We start from the raw sequence: 18,062 nt of genomic DNA, 5'->3' as shown, positions 1-18,062 counted from the left end.
GGTGCAACCTGGCGTAAACAATAAGCAGGCCGCCCCATTTTGCCTGTCTGTGCTGTTACAACTCAAACTCGCGTGGACACACGAGAATGCAAATAGCGATTATCGGTAGTGGCTATGTAGGCTTGGTCAGCGGCGCTTGTTTCGCAGATTTCGGTCACGACGTGAGTTGCGTCGACCTCGATGAGAAGAAAATCGAGGCCCTCAAAAAAGGTCAAATACCAATCTTCGAGCCTGGCCTCGAAGACTTAGTTGACCAGAATGCCAAATCTGGACGGCTAACCTTCACGACCAATCTGGCTCCAGCCGTCGCGAAAGCTGACGTCGTTTTTCTCGCGGTCGGAACCCCGTCCCGCCGTGGCGATGGTCACGCCGATCTCTCTTATGTATATGCAGCTGCTGCCGATATCGCGCGTGCACTAAAGGACTTCACCGTCGTGGTGACAAAGTCGACGGTTCCCGTGGGCACCGGGGATGAAGTCGAGCGCATCATCCAGGAGGCCAACCCCGACGCCGACGTTGTGGTCGTCTCCAATCCAGAATTCTTACGTGAGGGTGCCGCCATTGAGGACTTCAAGCGGCCCGACCGTATTGTAGTTGGCCTTGATGATGAACGCGCACGCGAGGTCATGATGGAAATCTATCGCCCGCTTTATCTCAACCAGGCACCCCTCATGTTCACAGGTCGCCGTACGGCCGAGCTGATTAAGTATGCAGGAAATGCATTTCTTGCGATGAAGATTACCTTCATCAATGAAATTGCTGACCTGTGTGAGCGGACCGGTGCAAATGTCCAGGACGTGGCGCGCGGCATTGGTCTCGACAATCGTATCGGCAGCAAATTCCTCAATGCTGGCCCTGGCTATGGCGGCTCATGCTTCCCCAAGGATACGCTGGCCCTCGTCAAAACCGGTCAGGACTACGATGCCCCTCTTCGCCTCGTTGAAGCCACTGTGGAGGTAAATGACCGCCGCAAGCGCGCCATGGGGCGCAAGATCATCGCTGCAGCAGGTGGGAGTGTCCGGGGCAAAACCATCGGCATCTTGGGGCTGACTTTCAAACCCAACACTGATGACATGCGGGATGCACCATCCATTGCAATCATCCAAACACTACAGGATGCCGGTGCCAAGATCAGAGCCTATGATCCTGAAGGCACCGCAATGGCTAAAACCTTGCTCGCAGATATCGATTACGCCGCAGACGCATATGACACGGCCGACGGTGTTGACGCTTTGGTTCTCGTCACCGAGTGGAATGCCTTCCGCGGCCTCGACTTGCAGCGCTTGAGAAATGCCATGAGCGATCGAGTATTTGTCGATTTAAGAAACGTCTATCGCCGCAAGGAGGTCGAGGCGGCTGGTCTCGATTACACCAGCATTGGACGACCGCATCCACTGTCAGATTAGACACCAACGACGCCCTCTCAACAGGTGCACTAAACGCTTCCAGACTGTGCGGTAAATTGATCGCGGCTGTTGGCCTTACAGTTCATAAGCCGCTAGCGCCCATCAAACTCTTAAAAGGCATCAAAAAGAGTCATCTTGCTGGGCGAAAATCAATGATACGAGTTGCGAGATGGCCGACGCATTAGCTATGCAGCTTTCATAGCAAGTTCTTGCCAAACAACCATAAACAGGAAACGTCTCGCGATTATGCCCGATGTTGACGCACGTAGGTTCGGCGAGCTCTGTTTGGGTGTTGCGAAAGGCGAAGATGTTTCTGCCCTACTCGCCACATGGCGCACCACTGATCCGGCATTCAGCGGCCTCATCCTTGCTTCGCAAAACAATAAAGTCCTACCGCTGGCCGTCGCGGCCCTCCAACAAGCCGGCGCGCTCGGATCAGCTAACCTGCCGCCACCCTCGTTTTGGGTGTCTCAAAATCTGCTACTGCGCAATCAACTGATAGAATTGAACGAGGCATTGCGCACTCGGCAATGTACGGTGTTGGTGCTCAAGGGCGGCATACAGCTTTTTCGCTCGGCTTATGCCCGCGCAGGCATGCGGACAATGTCAGATCTAGACATTCTTATTAAGGATGCAGAGGCTCTGACATGCTTCACTGACTTAGGATATCAGCCGGCCGCACCCACAATCGCAATGCCGACGCGTTTGGAGCTTGAGCCCGGAGAGCACCATCTTCCTCCCATCAAGCGGCCAAAAGATCTTGTCGCTATTGAGCCGCACATCCTACCTGCTACCGTTGAAAATGCCCGTCTTGTTGGTGATCTTTGGGCACGAGCAGAACTTGCGCCAGGGCTCCAGTCTACCTACCTGCCCCACCCGGTAGACCAGCTTATCTTAGCGGTCGTTCACGCGTTGAGGCATGATCGCAACTCGATGCACGGCGGACTATTCATGCGATCACTGGTCGAATGCGAGCTGTTATACGCGGCACTGTCTCCGAGTGAACAGAGTGAAGCGCGAGATCTCATGCATGCTCGCGGCGCTGAACGACTGTGGACCGCGTGGCGTGGATTAGCCGATTGGTGCTTCCGCAACGACGATGCGGCAGTCCATCGGAGCATCGCGGCCCGCTTACTCATCTATGAATACAAATTGCGCTCGCGCAGCCGAAAAGGTGCGCTTCTGGCGTCTATCACGCACCTCGCCTGCAATTTTGCTTCGCGTGATTTCCTAGAGAGCGGTAGAACAAAGTACTTCACCAGAAAAGTTTTGAACTCCGCATTCTGGAGCCGTTTTGTCCAAAAGCTCCTGCACTCGAAGTAGGCAGGAATACCTCAATTCCACCACCTGATTGGCAACGCCAAGTTCCACCACCGAACCTTCTTCTGGGAACGGCGACGTCCAGCTTATCTCTGACCAATCGATCAATTACAGCAAGCATTTGGCTATTGATTTGCGACCCATCAGTGCGTTACGTGCGGCCAGCGCCGACTTTGCCCCGTGCTTATTTTCGGCAGCCAGCGTTTCCATCAAGCCCGCATTATGCCTGAAAGTACTAATCAATGACGAGTTACGAGCTTGCATCCCCCGGGGTGGTTGCTGAGAAGTTCCAAGAGGGTGTGGTCGTCCTGAACCTTGAAAGCGGCGACTACTACGACATCGGTGGACGAACTGCGCCGCTGCTCGACATTCTAGAGGCGGGCGCATGTAGCAAGTCTTTGAGCCAAGCTTTGGACCTCCGCGAACCCGGCGTCGGCCAGGAAATGCACGACACGATCGATCAGCTTGTAGGTTTCGGCATATTGCGCCCAGTTCCAGCAACAGTGTTCGAGATAAGCGATGACGTCTGCCAGCGTATTTTAGATGGCGGCAAACAATTTCATCTCGAAGCACACAGCGACTTGGCCGTGTTCATCGCCGCGGACCCTATTCACGGTCTCGACGCCCAAACCGGCAAAAAGTCAAAATAAGGATGACGAGTACATCGTCTCACGACTATGCGCGCTTGGAGCTCTTCATCGAGCGTGCACTCGACTTCGGTTTTAACCAGATGCAACGCTCGAGTAAGGGGGGGCATAATCTATGTGTTGCGCACAAAACCTCCCGCTTCAGCGAATCTAGGCCACTACTGGCTGATGCAGCCCGCTATTGCCTTGATGAAGCCGAAACGGAAGAACACCCGTTTGCCCAAGTTTTTGCGGAATATAGCGACTGGCATATCGGCTCGGGTTTCCTAGATATCTCCCGTGACCTGGCCGGGCTAGCTCCGCCTGCGCTCATCGACCACCTGCAATTGAGAGGTTGGCGCGCGAAATTTGATTTCGAGAACGGCCGATGTGATATTTTTGACATCCGCAATCGTTTCGGTGTCCGGTTTCTTCCCAGCTGCAGCGCACAAACGGCGTGGGAGCCCACTGCACCGCTTTCCAGCTTCTGTAATTGGATCGGTGAAGCTCAAGGCCTAACCATGGTCCATGCTGCTTCCGTTGCTTATGGCGACAAGGGTGCGCTTCTGGTCGGAAATGGTGGCGCAGGAAAATCTGGAACCACCCTCGCTTGCCTGCTCAACGGACTAAACTCCGCAGGGGACGACTATACGTTTGTCGCCCCGAACAGTGCAGCGGCGACCTATCGAACGGTAAAGCAGGGCCTCGGTGGGCTTGACCGCCTGGGCATTAAACCTGTCGGCGCTCCAAACTGGCAAAACAAATACGTATTCAGACCAGAAGAGGTTGGTGCCACCGCGATAACGCGCCAGGTACCTATCAATGCTATTTTCATGCCTAAGATTGGAGCGGACAGAACAGTGGTTACGCCCATACCAGCGGCAGAACCCTTCAAAATCCTGACATTTTCGACGCTGAAGCAGCTGGATAGCGGCTACAAACTCTTATTTGCGGCCTGCGGGCCACTCGTGCGCGCACTCCCGTGCTATGCAATCCACCTCTCCGCAGATCCTGTAGAAATAGCCGAAACGCTCAAGCGTACGCTGGAGAGCCTTTAATGTTGAGCATTCTAATCCCCGCGTATAACGCAGAAACATTCATCCGCGCAGCAGTGTTGTCGGCGTCGCGACAAACGAAAAGGATGCCTGTTGAGATCGTAGTGTGCGACGATGGCTCAACCGACACGACGCTTGAGAAACTGACGGTTTTGCAAACCGAGTTACCAAACCTCAGGATCCTCGAGCATGGCGGGAACAAAGGTGTTAGCGCTGCCCGCAACACCCTTATGGCGCACTTGAACGCGGCCACAGAATTCGTTGCTTTTTTCGATGCCGACGACGTTTATCTCGATGGAGCCCTGGATAGTTCATTGAGCCAATTCGACATCTTGCCAGAGACCCGTTTCACGCGAGGTCGAACCCAAGTTGTCGCCAGCTCTATGTTGGAGCCAGGTGGCTCGATCAGTGCCGCCTCACCAGTCCTCTATGCGATCACACTCTCATCCAGCGTGATCCGAGCCGATTTCCTCGCCCAAATAGGTCTTTTCGACAAGACGTTAGATTATGGCGAAGATTTCGATTTCCTTCTGAGAATGGCCGAAGCCACTCCGCATCGGGCTATCCATAACGACATCGTTTTCTACTATAGGCGCCACAAGACCAATGTAACCAGCGACATGGTTAAGGTACGCCGAGGAGCAATGCGAGCTATGTTGCTCCATGCAAAGCGTAAGGCGACCAATCCTAACATATGTGATGTGACGAGCATTTTGCCCACCGTGGACCCAGAAACGATGCAATTGGTTATGGCTGTCAACGATGGACACTAATTACTCTGTGGTGATCCCGGCATTTAATGCCGGCGCGTTTCTACCAGAAGCTGTCCAGTCTGTGCTTGGCCAGACAATGCCGCCATTACACGTCATAATCGTCGATGATGGTTCGACCGATAATACCTCAGAAATTGCGCGAAACCTTGGCCCAAAGATACAGCTCATCCGGACTGAAAATCGCGGAGCCGGACCAGCCACAACCATGGGGGTAGAGCACGTCGAAACGCCCGTCGTGGCCTTTCTTGATGCTGATGATGTCTGGGCCTTGGATAAAATGGAACGCCAATTGGCGCGCTTGGTGGACCAGTCGCTAAACACCGACGCCGTCGTTGGAAAAATGACTTCCTTTGGCGCAACTCATCTCAAGGACAGCGACCAGGAGAGCTCCGGTTGGCACCGATCAACGCTTACCATTTGGACGGAAAAGTTCCGCCTCGTCGGCGCTGTCGAACAAATGCCAAACGGCTATGGAGAAATGGTGGATTGGTTTAGCCGTGCGCGAGAACACGGAATTCGCTTCCATCTCCCTGCGGAAAGCATCGCTATGCGGCGCATTCACGAAAATAGCCTGTCTTTCTGTGGTGGCATCGGTCGCGACAGCGACTATCTACGGACCGCAATTCGAGCGCTCATGCGCAAGAAGCTGTTGAAGCAATGAGGGCATACCTCCATCCTAACGTGCTTCTGGCTGATCAAACGTATTATAAAGCGGCACTGCATCGTGACGATGTGACCGCACGCGCCTGCTTCGATCTTTGGCTTGATCGCTTTGATGCCGAAAAGATCGTCTTTAACGAGCACAAGCTCCTCGCACTCGCCGCCCGACGTTTTCCCGATATGGCGGCCAGGAGTGCGCATAGTGGCGTGATTGCCAATATTACCCGGCAAGCCAACCTCCGTGCGCATGTCGCTAACGCTGAGTTGACACGGTTAACGTCGAACCCGAGCATCTCGAGATTTTCACTCGTTCCTATCGGGGAAACCCATCACCGTTTGAAGTTGGCAGCCACCGACCATACTCACATGGAAAGTATCGAGCTGGCCGTAAAGCACGCGGCTCTCCGTGCCATCGTTGTAGCGTTATCTGGAATTGGCTACGAGCTCATTTGCCCAATAAAGCAAGCGCCTTGGCAGCCCGCTTGCCTCGCTATTCTACAAAGCCGCACCTACCCTACGCTATCGGTGCGCGTGGTCGGGCTCAGGAAGCTTCCTGAGCATGTCCCTATTCCCGATCACTTCCAGCTGGGCTGCATAATGACCGCCGAAGGGTACCGAGACTTCATGTCATCACGGCATGTCCGGCTGCTGCGCCGCCGAGACCAGCTTGTATTCGACATGGCTCACTTCATGTCGACGGCGTTTCCGAACAGGTTGGCACTCCCAAAGCCTGCCAACCGATCGTTCAGTAAAATCATCAGTGAAGTCACTGGACTGACTTAACAGCGCCGAAGTGCTGCATCAGCACCGGTGGCTCAAATATGGGTTCGAGATTTAGAGATATTGCTGTCCGCGTCTGAGTGACGATAACGGCAAAGTCGAAAGCTACGGCCGAGCAGATAATGAGAGGCCCAGGCCATGCGTCAGCAACGGCGCTAACCGCTTAACGACTTTGCGCTCATCGCCTGACACAGCGCCTTCATTGAGGAAAAGTGATTACGCTCACGCCAAGTATCGCCCTCCATTCATTATACTCGGTCCTGACTGGAGCTGGACGTCCGCAAAAACCCTTGGCGGCTTTGATGCAGTCATGATTCATTGATGTCGCCCGATCATGGAGCGTCATCATGGACCCGCATTCGCTTTTCAGCCTGAACGATCACCTCGAAGCCTTGAGCCAACACGGCGATCCGCTCGAGGTTTTGGAGCGGACGGTGGATTTCGAGTATTTCCGGTCCTGGCTGGTGGAGGGGCTTGGCTACAGTGACGGCAGCAAAGGCGGTCGGCCGCCGTTCGATCCGGTGGCCATGTTCAAGATCCTGATCCTGCAGGCACAGCACAACCTGTCCGATGCCCGCACAGAGTTCATGATCCGGGACCGCCTGAGTTGGATGCGCTTCCTGGGGTTCTCGCTCGGCGATCGCACGCCCGATGAGAACACGATCCGCCATTTCCGCAACCGCATGACCCAGACCGGCACGCTCAAGCGGGTGATGAAGGCGTTCGACTGGCAACTGCACAAGAAGGGTTACATCCCGATGTCGGGGCAGATCGTGGATGCTTCGCTGGTGCCGCACCCAAACAGCGCAATACCGATGGCGAGCGGGAGGCCATCAAGGCAGGCCAGTCGGCTGACGAGATCTGGCCGAACGAGCCGGCTAAAGCCGCACAGAAGGATACCGACGCCCGCTGGACGCTCAAGATCGGCGGCAAGGTGCGCTACCGGCCAGACGGCTCGCCCCTGCCCATGATCGCCACTCCGGTGTTCGGCTATAAAAGTCACATCAGCATCGACCGGCGCTATGGCTTCATCCGGGCTGCAGCGGTGACCTCCGCCTCCCATCCTGACGGCCGGATGCTGCGCCATGTGATCGATCGGGAAAACACCGGCAGCGAGGTCTGGGCCGACAGCGCCTACAGATCACAGAGCAATGAGGCCTGGCTGGCTGATCGTATGCTGACCAGCCGCATTCATCGACGCAAGCCCAAGGGCAAGCCGATGCCGATCGCGACCGCACGGGCCAATGCGGCCAAGTCCGCGATACGTGCCAGGGTCGAGCATGTCTTCGCTCATCAGAAGAACCGGTTCGGTCTGTTCATCCGCACCATCGGCATTGCAAGGGCCGAGGCCAAACTCACCTTGGCCAATCTGGCCTACAACTTCGACCGCCTCGTCTTCCACGAAAAGCGCGCAACCGCGCCATGAGTCTGCCCGGATGACCGGGAAACGCCGTCAATGGGCACCGCCGATCGCCAAACGCCGCGCCAAATCTGCTCAAACACGGAAATCAGACGACCACAATCGCAGCCGCAGGCTCAGCGAGCCAGTTCTTGCGGGTCTTCAGATGAGCAAGACGTGGGTGAAGAATTCTTATCTTCTGTTGCTGCAAGGTGGGCCAACTTCCAATTCCGCACTTTATTCAACGGCCCTTTAGCCGAGGCAACGTCCGATAACGCTTCTTGTGCGACATTTGCCGACCCGGCTTGTCGCCCCTGCCCCACAAACTGAGCTGCGTGCTGGTGGTGACGGCGCGTCCCAAGCATGAGCATCAGCAATGCCCCGCCTTGACCCGTGTGACAGTTCTGCGCCTTTGCGGCCGTGATCGGCCAGCATCATCACAGCGGGCGGGCCGGGGCCATGCTCGCGAACTTCCGCACCGACGCCGCTTCCATGCGAGATCCCCTTTTGTTGAGCTTGCCCATGCGCAAAGTCCTGAAACCCCTATATTCCGGGGTTTTGCGAGCGACTGCAGACCGTTCGGGTACAGGCAGGTTACCGGCAACCTGCCCGTAACTCGTGACCAGGTGTTACCAATATCAAGAATTCTGCCACCAGATCGAATAATGCCGTTACCTGGTTCGAGAAAAGCGTTACCTGCCGACGGTTTTCCGCCTCAACACACCCCATTAAGACATACTATCGTGATTTCCCCTCATTTCAGGGAATTATATTCTGCGATGTTCCTATTTGAGAGGATTTTTAACCGGATTTGCAGATCCGATTAACACCGTGCCGCGTTAGTTTTTCTTATTGACTAGTGCATTGATATGTATGTATTTTTTCCGTGGACTAACGCAAATGTGGGCCATGAGAAAACAGCTCGGCAAGACTGCTGAAACGCCCAGCCGGGAAACCTTGCACGCTTACGAGCGGCAAGCGCTTCGTCACATCCGCAGAGCCACGAGGATATATCCGACGCTGCCGCCATTCGCCGCGCTCAAGGAGGAGGTAAGTGGGCGCATGGACCTGCTGCGGCCACGGACGGTGCGTCTCTATCGCGCAGAAATGGGGCTGGCCCTGAAGCTTACCGGGACCGCGGCCGGTCTTTTCGAACGGGAGATCGAAGAAGCGCAGGACCTCTGCAGAACCGAACTTGATCGCCTCAAGGGACGCCCGGAGCCGGAGCGCACTGCCTCCAAAAAGGTGAAGGATGCGACCCAGAAGGAAGTGGCTCGGGTTTTCGCCGAGCTCAAGCGCACCGCACTCAAGACTGGAAGTATGATGGCGGCGGCAGCAGCCCTTTATTGTGTTGTGGCGCCGCGGATGGGCCCCCGCCCGAAAGAGTTGCTGGACGCCGAGGTCCGAGGCAATCTGCTTATCTTCCCGAACGCGAAGGCGACCGTCAGACACCCCGACACCAGGGCCCTGGACATGTCCGAATTCGGCCCCGTTTTCGTGGAAGCCGTGGTCACCTTGCTTGCCCTCGTGGCTCGACAGGTCGCTGAAATGGGCTTCGAGCGCTGGCGCAACGCCATGGCTGAAACGCTGGCGCGCGCTTGTGCCAAGGCAAGCACCCGCAGGCTCAGCCTTTACTCGTTTCGCCATGTCGCCATTGCCAGTTGGGAGGCGGCCGGGCTGACCAAGGAAGAGATTGCGGCCATGGCCGGTCATCTTGGCCTTGAAACGGCTCGCATCCACTATGCCCGGGCCCGACATGGCTGGAAGGTCAAGGTCGTGGCGCGCGCGGTCGGCCAAGCAGATGTCTATGCGGACGCGATCAAGGGCGATGAGACGCCTGCCAAGACCGCTTCGACCAAAACCATGTCGACCCGAAGAATCGCGGCGGATAGGGAAACGAAGTCACCGTCCAGGAGTGGAAACGCAACCGCCGAAGAACTTTGGGCGACGCACCGGGCAAAACTGAATGCGACACTGGACGCCCTCGATGCCCAGCGCAGCGGCAGCTCGAAAAGACCGGTAGCAAACGAGTACTCCCCTTCGATCGCCTCCGATCATCAAGATCCCGACGCGCCAGATCCTCAGGAGGACCAGGTTCGACCTCATCTTCCAGATGATGACGCAGATTCAGATCTCGAGATTTGATGCCTTGCCTGTTCGCCATTCGCGGAACCGGGAGACCAGTTGCTATTCCACATGTTAAGCCCCCGCTGCGGGCCGACCTCGCAATCGTCACCACCATCCTGCGCTCCGAAATGGTCATCGGTTTTCGGCGACCATGATTATGTCCGTCACGTCCGGCCCTTTGCCGCCTTCTTGGGCCAGAGCTCTGATGTGGCCACGGCAGACGATCTCCGTCGCTACCAGCTTTTTCAGAATGAGAACGGCGTCAGCGCCTCGACGATCAATGGTGCAGTCTCGGCCTAGCGCTTCCTGTTCGAGGCATCGAGGAGGCGGCCCGGCTGCTCGAGGCGGCACCGGGCGTAAAATACAAGTTCGCGCTCGGGGTCGCCTTTGGCGCCGGGCTGGGCGCCTCCGAGGTGGCGCACCGAACCGATCTCGTCACGGCAATTGCATCGCGCGGTGCAGGAGGCGGCCGAGGTCGCCGGCATCCGCAAGAAGGTCAGCCCGCACACCTTGCGGCACAGCTTTGCCACGCACCTCTTGGAGCAGGATGTCAATATCCGGCTCATCCATGTGCTGCTCGGGCCCTCCAGGCTCGAGACCACCGCGCTCTACACCAAGGTCTCGACCCGCGCGATCCAAGCGGTCGCCAGCCCCTCGACCGGTTGATGGCGCTGTGGAGGACAAGCCCCCACCCGCCTGACCCGGTGCGCCACACCATCCAGGTCGCCGATATCTTCCGGGCTGCCGGTCCAGCCTATCGCGCGGCCCATGCCGGGCATCCGAGCCTTAGCCGCTCGATGTCGGCGATCGAGACCTGCCGCACCGCAGTCCCGGATAGCCACGTCGAAGCCTGTTCCGACTGCGGGCATCAGCGGATCGCCTACGAAAGCTGAGCGCTGCTCAACATCGAGCATTGCATTCCAGCGCCATGTTGGCTGCTCCCTCTAAGTCGGGAGGAAGTGTTTTCAGGCTATTTGCGTGATAGTGCCATCGCTTGCCGCAAGCGGCGTGAAGGTCTGCACTCGATTTCGTCCGCCGTTCTTGGCGCGGTAAAGCGCGATGTCGGCATCTTTCAGCAGAGACTCCATGGAAACCATGGTACTGGCGCCAGCCACTCCGGCGCAGAGCGTCGCCCGCACGGGCACGCCCTCGATGAACTCCGCTTCTGCCTGGAATGCGCGCCTGATCCGCTCGATGATGGCGAACGATGCTACCGGGTCGCTCCCGTGCAGCAGTATGGCAAACTCTTCTCCACCAATGCGTCCAATAACGTCATTGGTGCGCAGGCTAGCCTGTGCAACGCGGGCAAATCGTTTGAGGACCGCGTCGCCCATGGCATGACAAAAGCGGTCGTTGACGGATTTGAAGCTGTCCAGATCGATAACCGCCACGCCGATCGGCTTACCCTCGGCGGTGCAGCAGGCAATGAGCCTGTGGCCCATCTCGGTAAAGCCACGCCGGTTGGGCAGGCCGGGACGTCTCGAGTTACACCAATTCTTGTTTCAACAAATTCGCGGTCATAACGTGCTCTTTTAGGCTGCATAGTTGAAACTATGCAGCGAGAAATGAGCTCCCAGACTGCCCGCATTAACGTGCGCGGCCTGACCTCGGTTTCAAAGTTCGACACCGAAGACGCCTGCGATTATTCCGTCGCTTCTCACCGGAATTCGTCAACTACATCCTTGAACCAACGATGCAGTTGTTCTGCGGCTACGGCGCAGACGATTTGTCCTGCGCTTGCATGTTCGGCCTCATAACACCGCATCATCACCACTGACTGGTAGCAGCACTTGGGCCTATTTAACCACCTCACACACCCATGTTGTGCGTGAGAAACTTTGGTCGGTGTGCATCTAGCGACTACGCGCCGGGCCACTTGACCAACGCCTGCAGTCCGCTTCTAAGCTTAAAACTGCTTCTGAAAGCCACGGAATGGCCCGACCATCTCCGACGATACAGGCACATTCCGGTCAAATCACAGTAGCATTCTGCCACTCTAAGCTTCGCGCACGCCTTAGGAGCACAAACGCTTTTTTGATTAAGCGACGGCGTCTTCCAAGATTGCCTCTGACGCCTTCTCCGCAATCATAATGGTCGGAGAATTTGTGTTACCGGATGTGATGAATGGCATAGCGGACGCATCAGCGACGCGCAGGCCCTCAACCCCATAGACACGCAGCTTGTTGTCCAGCACCGCCATTTCATCGGACTTGACGCCCATGCGCGCCGTGCCGACTGGGTGGAAAATCGTCGTGCCGATATCGCCTGCAACCTTGGCGAGGTCCCCGTCGCTGGTGAGATGCGCGCCGGGACGGAATTCCTCGGGGCGGTACTTTGCCATAGCTGGCTGCGACATGACCTTGCGTGCCCAACGAATGCTGTCTGCTGCGACCTGACGGTCTTCCTCTGTCGAAAGATAGTTCGGCGTAATAACTGGCGCAGCAGTGACATCCATGCTGCTGACGTGCACCTCGCCACGGCTTGCCGGACGCAGATTGCACACGCTCACGGTAATCGCCGGGAATTTATGCATCTCGTCGCCGAACTTATCGAGCGAGAGCGGCTGGACGTGGAACTGGATGTTCGGCGTTTCATAGCGATCCGACGAACGCGTGAACGCACCCAGCTGCGATGGCGCCATGGTCAGCGCACCGCGACGGCGGAAGAGATAATCCAGCCCCATGAACCCACGGCGCACCAGCGACTGGTAGAGCATGTTCATGGTTGGCACGTCTTGGACCTTATAGATCGGACGCAATTGCAAATGGTCCTGGAGGTTCGAGCCAACGCCCGGCAGGTGATGCACAACATCAATACCTGCTGCCTTAAGATGCTCGCCATGACCAATGCCGGAGCGTTCAAGGATCGCCGGGCTCGCCACCGCGCCTGCAGAAAGCACAACCTCACGACGGGCACGGATGGTTTCGCGCACACCATTGCGTAGTACGCTCACGCCGGTCGCCTTGCCGTTCTCAACGATGACTTGGTCAACGAGCGTATTGGTGAGAACTTCCAGGTTCGGACGCTTCAATGCGGGCTTGAGGAAACCACGCGCGGAGCTCCAGCGACGGCCCGTCTTCTGGTTGACGTCGAAATACCCACAGCCTTCATTCGTGCCGGTATTGAAATCGGTACTGCGCGGAATGCCGGCGCTCTCGGCGGCATCAATGAAGGTGTCGAGCACTTCCCACTTCAAACGCGGCTGCTCTACACGCCATTCGCCGCCTGCCCCGTGAAGGTCCGAAGCACCGCGCCAATTGTCTTCGTGCTTTTTAAAAACTGGCAGAACATCGTCCCAACCCCAGCCTTCCAAGCCAGCTTCGCGCCAGCGGTTATAATCCGCCGCCTGCCCGCGCATATAGATCATAGCATTGATGGCCGACGAGCCGCCCAACACCTTGCCGCGCGGATAGGCAAGGTCGCGACCATTCAAGCCCTCGGACGGCTGGGTGCGGAACATCCAATCCGCGCGCGGATTGCCAATCGCGAACAGATAGCCGACCGGGATATGGAACCAGATCCAATTGTCCTTGCTGCCAGCCTCGAGCAGCGCCACCTTGTATTTGCCGTTCTCCGACAAGCGGTTCGCCAAAACGCAGCCCGCCGAGCCGCCACCGCAGACAATGTAATCGAATTCCATAGAGCTCATCAGTCACTCCCTCACTGAGGCGCAAGTTACTGTGCGAAAATGCTTGCTCACAAGCGGAGGTTTTGAACATATGCTGTGCGGAAATGCACGAGGCGAAGAGTGGCGGGATTTGACTGGAACGACCTGAAATTCTTCCTAGAAGTGGCCCGTGTCGGCACGCTGAGCGGGGCCGCGCGTATACTGTTAGCAGACCACGCCACGGTCAGCCGTCGGATCACCGCGCTCGAGCAGGCACTGGGACGCTCGCTCTTCCAGCGCGGAACGAACGGCTATGCGCTCACCGCGGCAGGGGAAGACCTACTGCTACACGCCGAACAGATGGAAGTACTCGCGCTGCGATCAAGCGCGGGCAGCGATGTCGGTAGCGCCATCGGCGGGGTGGTGCGCATCGTCACCGCTGATGGCTTTGGCAATTTCTATCTCGCCGAGCGTCTCGCCAGCTTCGCGCAGACCAATCCGCGCCTTTCGGTGCAACTTGTGCCAATCCAGCAGATCCAGTCACAAAACCAAAGAGACGGCGACATTGGCGTTACGCTGACCCCCGGCGGCCCGCGGTTTGTCGCTGAGCGATTGGCCGATTATGGCTTGGGCCTATACGCCAGCAAATCCTATCTCCATGAGCACGGCACGCCAGAGGCGCGCGCGGCGCTCTCCAAGCACCGGTTCATCGGCTATATCGAAGACCTGCTGTTCTCGCGCGAGCTGGATTATCTCGATGAGGTCTCCCCCGGCTTAAGAGCGCAATTGCAATTCTCGAGCCTTCTCGGACAGGTGGAAGCCACCCTGGGCAATGCCGGAATTTGCGTCCTGCCCCACTTCATAGCCTCGCGTTATCCAGCACTCGCGCCAGTCCTGCCTGATGAGGTCAACATTCTCCGTTCCTATTGGATGAATGTGACGCCAGAGGCCCTGCGCGTGCCGCGCGTCCGCGCTCTGGCGGACTTCGTGCGCAGCCTTTGCCAAACCACGCCCTTCCCTTTGTCAGCGGCTGCAAAGGTGCTGCGCTAGATCATCAATTGCGCCAACGATCCAACGCGCTATCCTGACACCATCCCCTGAGCATTCCGGACCAGCCGTGACCAATATCGAAACTCTGCGCCCCGGCGTCACCCGGCTTGAATGCCCCATGCCGCGCTTTGCCTCGGTCAACGCTTGGCTCATCGGCGACAAGAGTGATCAGATTATCCTCGATACCGGCATGCCGGGCGAACCAACGCGGCAAGTGTGGGTGCAAGCGGCAGAGCTTGGCCACATCGGCAATGTCACCGACATCGTCTGCACCCATATGCACCGCGATCACACCGGCCAAGCATCCCCGCTTATGTTGCAATATGGCGCTGCGCTGAATATGAGCGCTCTCGAGCATCAGCACATCACTTGGGCCAGTAGCACCTCGCTCGAGCGCCGCAACGCTTCCGCACAAAACTTCCTCCATATGATGGGAATGGACGAGCCAACGCGGATAAAATCGAAACCAATCGATTATGCGATGCTTTCCCCCTTCCCCCAGAATTTCAACGTGCTTACGGACCGCCAAACGCTTGAGCTTGCGGGCCGAAGCTGGTCGGTGATCATAGGTGGCGGGCATTCAAGCGCGGGGGTCTCGCTGCTCGCAGAGGACAATTTGATCTTTCTCAGCGGCGATCAAATGCTGGCTGGTGCCGGCCCGCATATCACCGTCTGGAGCGAAACACCCGACGCTGATCCTCTTGGCGCCTATTTCGATTATCTCGACCGTCTCATGCCCGTTCCTGAGAGCTGCCTTGTGCTGCCCGGACACGGCTCAGCCTTCACCGGGCTGGCGCAACAGGCTCAAAAACTCCGCATGGCGCATGAGCGGCGGTTGCAGGCATTGCTGGAACACCTCAGCCAAGCGGCGACTATTCAGACCATGTCGGAGACGATCTTTTCGCCACGCGCCGCGTCGCGCTTCTCAGACCTCGTGCCCGGCATGACCCTAAGCCTTGCCAATTATCTTTGGCATCGCGGCAAGCTCACGCGCCGCTTTAGCGATGATGGCGTGATGCTGTTTGAGCGCGCTTAATTGAGCACGCGGATTGGCGTGCCAGCCAAAAAGGCCAAAATGTCTTCCAACGCTTGGCTAAAGAATGCCGCATAGGTGACGTCGGTCACATAGCCCAAATGCGGGGTCGCCAAGACGCGCTCGAAAGCAAAGAGTGGATTGTCGGCCTGTGTGGGCTCCGTCGCAAAAACGTCCAGCGCAACCCCGGCAATACCATCGCGCTTCAGCACGGCGATCAGCGCCGCCTCATCAATGAGACCGGCGCGTGATGTGTTGACGAGATAAGCGCTTGGCTTCATCAGTCCGAGCAGCTTGGCATCAACCAGCCCCCGGCTCTCCGGCGTCAAAGTCGCGTGGAGGGAGATCACGTCGGCGGATTGAAACAGCGCTTCAAGCGAGCTTGCGCGCTCAACGCCCGCAGCAGCAGCCCGCTCGTCATCAAGCCGTGGCGACCATGCGGCAACGCGCATGCCAAAAGCCGTACCGACCTTTGCCACCGCCGAGCCGACACGCCCTAAGCCAACCAGCCCAAGCGTACGCCCCGATAGCGCAAAGCCGAGAGAACTCTGCCAAGCCCCTGCCCTTATGCCATTGGCTTCAGGCACGATGGAGCGCGCCATGGCCAGTATTAGCGCCCAGGTCAATTCAGCCGTTGGCGCACCATCGCTGCCTGTACCTGAAACAACAATGTTGCGGCTTTTTGCGGCCAACATGTCGATGGCGGCATTACCCATGCCCGTGGTGACAAGCAATTTCAGTTTTGGCAAAGCCGCGAGAGTGGCCGCGTCGAACCGCGTGCGCTCACGATTGGCAACGACGATATCTGCGTTCTGGAGGCGCTCAATCAGCGCCTCCGGCTCGCCAATAAACCTCTGCTCGAATTCAACATCAACTGCATGCTCAAGCTGGGACCAATCCGCCGCGCCTTTCGCAGCCGATTGATAGTCATCGAGAACAACGCACCCGAGTCGAGCAGAAGTCATGTAAGCACCTATTGAGCTGCTGTGATTTTACCGAAAGCGCCAGACGCGCGGAAGGCATCAATCTGCTCTTGGCTGTAGCCATACTCCTGCAGCACTTCATCGATGTGCCCACCCAATGCCGGTGGCGGGGTGACTTCGGACATATCAACGTCAGAGAAGGAGAACGGGGAAGCAACCGAGCCGATGAGATGCTGACCGACCGGCAGTTCCAAGCGCCCACCAACTGCCGCCAACTGCGGGTGATCCGCCGCTTCACCAATGGTGTTGACCTTGGTCGCAACAACCTTGGCTTCCGCGAGAATGTCGAGCAGCTGCGCGCAGGTCTTGGTGCGCGTAATGGCCGACACTGCCTCGACCAGTTGCACGCGGTTGGAGCGACGATCAAACACGCCAGCAAATTCTGGCCCGCCCAGTTCATCCGGACCGAGCGCCGCCACAAGGCGCTGCCACATGTCATTGGTCGAGGCGATGATCACCACTTCCCCGTCGCTTGCCGGGAAGGCCTGGTTCGGCACCGAGAGGTGGTTCGCCGTACCCATAGGCTTATGCATGGCGCCATCCATCCAATACTCAGTGTAGAAATAGCTCATCAGGTGAGCCGAGCTGAGCAGGAGCGAGGATTCAACGCGCTGACCGAGGCCGGTGGTCACGCGATGGAACAGCGCACCGAGAATGCCCGAAACGATCGCCAGCGAACCGTGGAGGTCAACAATCGCCGAACCGCAGCGTACAGGCGAACGATCTTCCTCACCGGTAATGCTAATCAAGCCACTATGCGCCTGCAGCGCCAGATCGTTGGCACCAGCCTTCGCCAGCGGGCCGGTCGTGCCGAAGGCAGAGAACTCAGCAAAGATCAGGCGCGGGTTGATCGCCTTGAGGTCTTCGTAACCGAGGCCCAAACGCTCCATCACGCCCGGACGGTAGTTGTGCACGACAACATCGCAATCCTTAGCGAGCTTAAGCGCGATCTCCTTGCCTGCCTCTGTGCGCAGATCGATTTCCAGGCTGCGCTTATTGCGGTTAAGCGCCAGGAACGACGGGCTGACGCCACCGAACTTTTCGAGACGTTCCCTGGTCACGCCATAATAGCGCGCTTCGTCACCGCCGGGTGGCTCGATCTTGAGAATATCAGCACCCATGTCCCCTAGGACCTGAGTGGCTGCGGGCCCTGCAAATACACGCGAGAAATCTAGAACCCGAATACCGTCAAGAACATTGCCAGCCACGACGCACTCCCAAAAATCCGGGCGCGACACACTAC

Annotated in this window: 15 protein-coding genes and 2 pseudogenes; 13 read left to right on the top strand and 4 right to left on the bottom strand. The window is 57.5% G+C overall.

All coding sequences use genetic code 11. The features are described from left to right. Nucleotides 1-86: 86 nt before the first annotated feature. From H4N61_RS03065 to H4N61_RS18325, 11 genes and pseudogenes are all read left to right on the top strand, one after another. Nucleotides 87-1,406: a UDP-glucose/GDP-mannose dehydrogenase family protein gene (locus tag H4N61_RS03065; RefSeq protein ID WP_182394959.1), complete on the top strand. Its 1,320-nt coding sequence runs from the start codon at nucleotides 87-89 to the stop codon at nucleotides 1,404-1,406. A 246-nt stretch (nucleotides 1,407-1,652) separates the two neighbouring features. After that, entirely contained in the window at nucleotides 1,653-2,729 is a 1,077-nt protein-coding gene (locus tag H4N61_RS03060) for a nucleotidyltransferase family protein (RefSeq protein WP_182394958.1), read from the top strand. A 239-nt stretch (nucleotides 2,730-2,968) separates the two neighbouring features. Then, nucleotides 2,969-3,376, top strand: coding sequence for a hypothetical protein (locus tag H4N61_RS03055; RefSeq protein ID WP_182394956.1), 408 nt, complete (start codon nucleotides 2,969-2,971; stop codon nucleotides 3,374-3,376). Nucleotides 3,377-3,411: 35 nt separating this feature from the next. Beyond that, nucleotides 3,412-4,410, top strand: coding sequence for a hypothetical protein (locus H4N61_RS03050; RefSeq protein WP_182394954.1), 999 nt, complete (start codon nucleotides 3,412-3,414; stop codon nucleotides 4,408-4,410). After that, the gene (locus H4N61_RS03045) at nucleotides 4,410-5,180 is read left to right on the top strand and encodes a glycosyltransferase family A protein (protein ID WP_182394953.1); all 771 of its coding nucleotides are present in this window, start codon (nucleotides 4,410-4,412) and stop codon (nucleotides 5,178-5,180) included. Before H4N61_RS03050 ends, H4N61_RS03045 begins: the two co-directional genes overlap by 1 nt. Continuing rightward, a complete protein-coding gene (locus H4N61_RS03040) occupies nucleotides 5,170-5,841 on the top strand; it encodes a glycosyltransferase family 2 protein (RefSeq protein ID WP_182394951.1) in 672 nt (223 codons plus the stop codon). The genes H4N61_RS03045 and H4N61_RS03040 overlap by 11 nt, the downstream gene beginning before the upstream one ends. Continuing rightward, entirely contained in the window at nucleotides 5,838-6,623 is a 786-nt protein-coding gene (locus tag H4N61_RS03035) for a hypothetical protein (RefSeq protein ID WP_182394949.1), read from the top strand. Before H4N61_RS03040 ends, H4N61_RS03035 begins: the two co-directional genes overlap by 4 nt. Nucleotides 6,624-6,967: 344 nt before the next feature. Then, nucleotides 6,968-8,046: pseudogene (locus tag H4N61_RS03030) on the top strand (IS5 family transposase). A gap of 846 nt (nucleotides 8,047-8,892) precedes the next feature. Continuing rightward, nucleotides 8,893-10,164 carry a hypothetical protein gene (locus tag H4N61_RS03025; RefSeq protein WP_182394947.1) on the top strand — a complete coding sequence of 424 codons (1,272 nt, stop codon included), beginning with the start codon at nucleotides 8,893-8,895 and terminating at the stop codon, nucleotides 10,162-10,164. Nucleotides 10,165-10,533: 369 nt separating this feature from the next. Beyond that, nucleotides 10,534-10,812 carry a tyrosine-type recombinase/integrase gene (locus H4N61_RS18330; protein ID WP_248306558.1) on the top strand — a complete coding sequence of 93 codons (279 nt, stop codon included), beginning with the start codon at nucleotides 10,534-10,536 and terminating at the stop codon, nucleotides 10,810-10,812. A 38-nt stretch (nucleotides 10,813-10,850) separates the two neighbouring features. Beyond that, a pseudogene (locus H4N61_RS18325) lies at nucleotides 10,851-11,036 on the top strand (transposase zinc-binding domain-containing protein); the annotation flags it as partial. 75 nt (nucleotides 11,037-11,111) lie between these two features. Here the strand turns inward: H4N61_RS18325 and H4N61_RS03015 are convergent. Continuing rightward, complete coding sequence (locus H4N61_RS03015; protein ID WP_282567627.1) at nucleotides 11,112-11,615, bottom strand: GGDEF domain-containing protein; 504 nt, start codon at nucleotides 11,613-11,615, stop codon at nucleotides 11,112-11,114. 569 nt (nucleotides 11,616-12,184) lie between these two features. Further along, nucleotides 12,185-13,795 carry a GMC family oxidoreductase N-terminal domain-containing protein gene (locus tag H4N61_RS03010; protein ID WP_182394943.1) on the bottom strand — a complete coding sequence of 537 codons (1,611 nt, stop codon included), beginning with the start codon at nucleotides 13,793-13,795 and terminating at the stop codon, nucleotides 12,185-12,187. 99 nt (nucleotides 13,796-13,894) lie between these two features. On the opposite strand from H4N61_RS03010, the gene H4N61_RS03005 reads away from it, so the two are divergent. Continuing rightward, nucleotides 13,895-14,803 carry a LysR family transcriptional regulator gene (locus tag H4N61_RS03005; protein ID WP_169196756.1) on the top strand — a complete coding sequence of 303 codons (909 nt, stop codon included), beginning with the start codon at nucleotides 13,895-13,897 and terminating at the stop codon, nucleotides 14,801-14,803. 67 nt (nucleotides 14,804-14,870) lie between these two features. After that, entirely contained in the window at nucleotides 14,871-15,839 is a 969-nt protein-coding gene (locus H4N61_RS03000; protein WP_182394941.1) for an MBL fold metallo-hydrolase, read from the top strand. Here H4N61_RS03000 and H4N61_RS02995 read toward each other — a convergent pair. After that, nucleotides 15,836-16,801, bottom strand: a complete 966-nt coding sequence (locus H4N61_RS02995; protein ID WP_182394940.1) for a D-2-hydroxyacid dehydrogenase family protein — start codon at nucleotides 16,799-16,801, stop codon at nucleotides 15,836-15,838. The two genes, H4N61_RS03000 and H4N61_RS02995, sit on opposite strands and share 4 nt — an antisense overlap. An 8-nt stretch (nucleotides 16,802-16,809) precedes the next feature. Beyond that, entirely contained in the window at nucleotides 16,810-18,027 is a 1,218-nt protein-coding gene (locus tag H4N61_RS02990) for a CoA transferase (protein WP_182394937.1), read from the bottom strand. Nucleotides 18,028-18,062 lie beyond the last annotated feature (35 nt).

This window comes from Devosia sp. MC521, assembly GCF_014127105.1.
Lineage (GTDB): Bacteria > Pseudomonadota > Alphaproteobacteria > Rhizobiales > Devosiaceae > Devosia.
Note: the sequence above shows the minus strand (reverse complement) of the source record. Positions and strands in the feature narration are given on the sequence as shown.